At 75.6% G+C, this 4,502-nt stretch carries 5 protein-coding genes; 3 read left to right on the top strand and 2 right to left on the bottom strand.

From position 1 onward, the window contains the following. Window positions 1–40: 40 nt before the first annotated feature. On the bottom strand, window positions 41–1,018 hold the full coding sequence (locus VR44_RS36340; protein WP_045951931.1) for a hypothetical protein: 978 nt from the start codon (window positions 1,016–1,018) through the stop codon (window positions 41–43). 163 nt (window positions 1,019–1,181) lie between these two features. After that, entirely contained in the window at window positions 1,182–2,000 is an 819-nt protein-coding gene (locus VR44_RS36335) for an IclR family transcriptional regulator (protein WP_245692803.1), read from the bottom strand. Between the two features lie 138 nt (window positions 2,001–2,138). Between VR44_RS36335 and VR44_RS36330 the strand changes: the two genes are divergently transcribed. The 3 genes from VR44_RS36330 to VR44_RS36320 form a co-directional block, all read left to right on the top strand. After that, window positions 2,139–3,662, top strand: coding sequence for an aldehyde dehydrogenase (NADP(+)) (locus VR44_RS36330; protein WP_045951929.1), 1,524 nt, complete (start codon window positions 2,139–2,141; stop codon window positions 3,660–3,662). Window positions 3,663–3,741: 79 nt separating this feature from the next. Beyond that, window positions 3,742–3,963 carry a hypothetical protein gene (locus VR44_RS36325; RefSeq protein ID WP_045951928.1) on the top strand — a complete coding sequence of 74 codons (222 nt, stop codon included), beginning with the start codon at window positions 3,742–3,744 and terminating at the stop codon, window positions 3,961–3,963. A gap of 52 nt (window positions 3,964–4,015) precedes the next feature. Continuing rightward, window positions 4,016–4,502: TerD family protein (locus tag VR44_RS36320; RefSeq protein WP_211275202.1), on the top strand; the 487-nt coding region annotated here is incomplete at its 3' end.

The raw sequence follows: 4,502 nt of genomic DNA, 5'->3' as shown, positions 1-4,502 counted from the left end.
GCTGCGGCCGGAGCCCCGGCCAGGCCTCGCGCCTGCCCCGTTACGGCCGCCCCGGGCCGGCCTCCCCTCGGGTGAGGAGGTGGCGCACGAGCACCGCCCCGGCCAGCAGTCCGGTGATCATCTGGTCAGCGTAGGCCAGGAAGAAGGCGGTGGTGGAGGGTTCGCCCTCGCCCAGGTTGACTCCCAGGACGGCTATCAGGGTCCACGCCCCCCAGCTCGCCGCCGCCGAGGCTCCGATCCAGGTGAGGGCCAGCGGCCACTTCGCCGGGAGCGCCCCGCCCCGGGCCAGCATCAGGGCCCCGGCCGCGGCGGCGAGGGCGCATATCGCGTGCGCCCCGGACACCACGCCCGTCTCCGCCGAGTACGCCGCCACCCGCTCGGCGGGCAGCCCCGCGCTTCCGCCGAAGGCCCAGTACAGCTGCACCGCGCCCGCCACGGCGCCCGCCAGCGCGGCGGCTCCCGCCACCACCCCCGTCGGTGACGAGAGCCGCCCGCGCCCGAGCGCCCCCTGCCAGCGCCGGCCCCAGCGCTCCCGCGCATAGGGGACGAACAGGCCGGCCAGGGCGATCGCCTGGATGATGAAGCCGCTGTAGACGACTGCGAACACCCAGGGGTCGAGGAAGGGTTCCCGGGCCGCGTCGGCCGCCTCGTCGGCGCCCATGCCCAGGGCCTTGACGAGGAGCTGGGCCGGGTACCCGAGGACGATCGGGGTGAGCAGCCCGGTGGCGGCGAACACCGGCAGGGTCAGCAGCGGGCCGGGCACGCGCCGCCCCCAGGGGCGGGTGAGCGCCAGCGCGAGCAGGATCACGCAGGCGTCCATCGCGAGCGTGATCGCGTTGGCCACGGTCAGGGCCGAGCCGCCCCTCAGCAGGATGCTGCCCTCCGGTATCCCGGCCCGGCTCCCGGCCAGCCAGGCCACCTTGAGGGTCAGGTAGGGCAGGGTGGCGGCCAGGGCGGTGGCCCGCAGGATCCGCCGACCGGTCCCCAGGCGGGGGGCCGAGGGCCGCGTGGTGCTCATCGGGTGCGTCCTCTGGACGGCTGGTGTGCTCATGGCTCAACGGTCCCGTGCGCGGCCCCGCGCCACCTCCCCCACGAAGGTGAACCGCCTCCCCCGCGCGGGGGAGGAACACCCGAGCCGGGGAGGAGACCCGTGCGGGAGAGGAACTCCCGCCCCCACCACGTCACATGCGCCGCGTCACCACCGACAGCCGGTCCCGCGCCTCGAACAGCGCCGCCTTGATCGTCCGCTCGTGCTCCTCCGTAAGCCGGGCCACCGGCACCGAGCAGCTCACCGCGTCCCGGGCCGGCGTCCGGTAGGGGACGGCCACCCCGAAGCAGCGCAGCCCGAGCGTGTTCTCCTCCCGGTCCACGGCGTACCCCTGCTCCCGCACCAGCGCCAGCTCCTCCACCAGCCGTTCCCGGTCGGTGATGGTGTGCTCGGTGACGGCCTCCAGCCTCCTCGGCAGCAGCCTGCGCACCTCCTCGTCGGTGTGGGTGGCCAGCAGCGCCTTGCCCAGGGCGGTCGAGTGGACGGGCAGCCGCCGCCCGACCCGGGTGAAGGGGCGCAGGTAGTGCCGGGACGGCCGGGTGGCGAGGTAGACGACGCTCGTCCCGTCGAGCCGGGCCAGGTGGATGGTCTCGGTGGTGTCGTCGGAGAGCCGGTCCAGGCTGGGCCGGGCGGCCGCGACCACCTCGTCGCCGTCGATGTACGAGCTGCCGACGAGCAGGGCCCGGACGCCGATGCCGTAGCGGGTGCCGGTGGCGTCCGTCTCCACCCAGCCCAGGTTCACCAGGGTGCGCAGCAGCATGTAGAGGCTGGACTTGGGCAGGGAGAGGTCGCTCTGGATGTCGGCGAGGCTGTGCAGCCCGGGGTGGGCCGCGAAGTGTTCGAGCAGCAGGACCGTGCGCACCGCCGACTTCACCGGCGGCGCCGTCGCCGGGAGTCCCGGCCCGTCGGGTGCGGGAGGTCCGGCCGTCCCGGCCGTCTCGGCTGTCGTCATGCGCCTGTTTCCCCTCTGGTCGGCCCGGATCGCCTCTTGTCACCCGGTGGACGCGGAACCTAGAGTCCGCAGCAGAAGTGATCATTCATTCACCGGAACGGCGTTCAGAATACTGAACGATCCGGGGAGGAGCGGGCCATGACGGCGAATCCAGTCTGGAGTGTGGACCCCCGCACCGGGAAGCAGCGCGAACGGGTTGCGGTGGAAGCCACAGCCCCGGACGTGGACCGGGCCGTACGGGCCGCCCACGCCGCACGCGGCGCCCTGGCCGCCGCGGCGTCGCGCACCGCCTTCCTGCGGGCCGCCGCCGACCTGCTCGACGGGGCCGCCACCCGGATCGTGGAGACCGCCGACGCCGAGACCGCGCTGGGCAGCGCCCGCCTGACCGGCGAGCTCGCCCGCACCACCGGCCAGCTGCGGGCCTTCGCCGACGTGGTCGAGGAGGGCGCCTACCTCGACGTCCGGATCGACCGGGCCGACCCCTCGCTCACCCCGCCGCGCCCCGAACTGCGCCGCTACAAGGTCCCGCTGGGCGTGGTCGCCGTCTACGCCGCCTCCAACTTCCCGCTCGCCTTCTCCGTGCCCGGCGGGGACACCGCGAGCGCCCTCGCCGCCGGCTGCCCGGTGGTCGTCAAGGCCCACCCGGACCACCCGGCCACCTCCGAGCTGTGCGGGGAGCTGCTGCGCCGGGCGGCCGTGGCGAGCGGGCTGCCGGCCGACGTGGTGACGGTGGTCCACGGGTTCGACGCCGGCCTGGAGCTGGTCCGCCACCCGCTGGTGGCCGCCGCCGGGTTCACCGGTTCCATCCGGGGCGGGCGGGCCCTGTTCGACGCGGCCGCCGCCCGGCCGGTGCCCATCCCCTTCCACGGTGAGCTCGGCTCCCTCAACCCCGTCGTGGTCACCCCGGCGGCCGCCGCCGAGCGCGCCGAGGAGATCGGCTCCGGACTCGCCGCCTCCGTGACCCTGGGCGTGGGCCAGTTCTGCGTGAAGCCCGGCCTGGTCCTGGTCCCCGAGGGCGCGGACGGCGACCTGCTCACCGCCGCGCTCGCCAAGCAGCTCGGGCAGACCGGGCCGGGGGTGCTGCTCGACCACCGGATGCGGGACGCCTTCGTCTCGGGGGTGCGCGAGCGGGCCGCGCTCCCCGGGGTCACCGCCCCGGTCACCCCCGGCCCCGGCGGGGAGCACACCGTCGCCGCGGGGCATCTGAGCGTCGCGGCGGCACGTCTGCTGGAGGGCGGCCCGTACGAGCTGCTGCTGGAGGAGTGCTTCGGCCCGGTGACCGTCGTCGTCCGCTACTCCGGCGCGGAGGAGGCCGCGGCGGTGCTGGACCGGCTCGGCGGGAACCTGAGCGCCACCCTCCAGCTGTCGCGGGCCGAGACCGAAGGCGCCCCGGGCCCGGCCGCAGCGCTGATCGCGCAGGTCACGGGGCTGGCGGGGCGGATCGTGGTGAACGGCTGGCCCACCGGGGTCGCGGTGGCCCCGGCCCAGCACCACGGCGGCCCCTACCCGGCCGCCACCTCGCACTCCACCTCCGTCGGCGGCACGGCGATCGAGCGCTGGCTGCGTCCGGTGGCGTACCAGTCGGTGCCGGACGCGCTGCTCCCGCCGGAGCTGCGCGAGGGCAACCCGCTGGGCCTGCCGCGCCGGGTCACCGGCGTCTGAGGGGCGCGCGGGGCGGCGCCGGGGCGGGGGCGCGGTAAATCCGTTGCCGCCCCGGCCCCACCGGGGCAGGCTGCGCCCCATGGGCCGGGCACAGGGATTCTCGTACGGGGTACACGGCGACGGCACGGTCGTCATCACGCACCGGGGGCGCGCCGCGGGCACCCTCAGGGGCGGGCGGGCCGCGAAGTTCCTCGCCGAGGTGGAGTCGGGCGACGCCCAGCTGGTGATGGCCCGCTGGACCGGCTCCTACAAGTTCGGCAACGAGCGCACCGCCCGCGACCACCCCCGCAACCGGCGCTGAAATCCCGCCGAGGGTAAGGGAACGGCAAAGCGCCGCCGGTCGTTCTCCCGGCATGACCGCTATGACCCCTGGTTCCAACCTGCCGCTCAACACCACCGTCGTGACGGTGGACGTGGCCGCCCCGGTACGGCTCGACGTGTCGGGCCTGCTGCTCGCGGCGGACGGCAAGGTGCGCTCCGACGCCGACTTCATCTTCTACAACCAGCCCACCGGGCCCGGTGTCAGCTACCGGTCCGGCGGCGGCGCGGCGCCGGACTCGATCACCGTGGACACCGGCGCGCTGCCGCCCGGTATCGAGCGGATCGTGGTCACGGCCAGCCCGGACGCCCCGGGGCAGAGCTTCCAGGGCATCGAGCCCACCGCCACGGTGCGGGAGGCGGCCGGCGGCGCGGTGATCGCCACCTTCACGCCGCCCCGGCTCGGGACGGAGACGGCGCTGGTGGTCGTGGAGGTCTACCAGCGCGGCGGCGTGTGGAAGGTGCGCGCGGTCGGCCAGGGGTACGCCAACGGGCTGGCGGGCATCGCCACCGACTTCGGGG

Source organism: Streptomyces katrae, from assembly GCF_000966975.1.
GTDB classification, from domain to species: Bacteria; Actinomycetota; Actinomycetes; order Streptomycetales; family Streptomycetaceae; genus Streptomyces; species Streptomyces katrae.
Note: the sequence above shows the minus strand (reverse complement) of the source record. Positions and strands in the feature narration are given on the sequence as shown.

Excerpts from the sequence above, each read along its gene's own strand:
- VR44_RS36340 (WP_045951931.1), bottom strand. The coding sequence starts at position 1,018 with ATGAGCACCACGCGGCCCTCGGCCCCCCGCCTGGGGACCGGTCGGCGG.
- VR44_RS36335 (WP_245692803.1), bottom strand. The coding sequence starts at position 2,000 with ATGACGACAGCCGAGACGGCCGGGACGGCCGGACCTCCCGCACCCGAC.
- VR44_RS36330 (WP_045951929.1), top strand. The coding sequence starts at position 2,139 with ATGACGGCGAATCCAGTCTGGAGTGTGGACCCCCGCACCGGGAAGCAG.
- VR44_RS36325 (WP_045951928.1), top strand. The coding sequence starts at position 3,742 with ATGGGCCGGGCACAGGGATTCTCGTACGGGGTACACGGCGACGGCACG.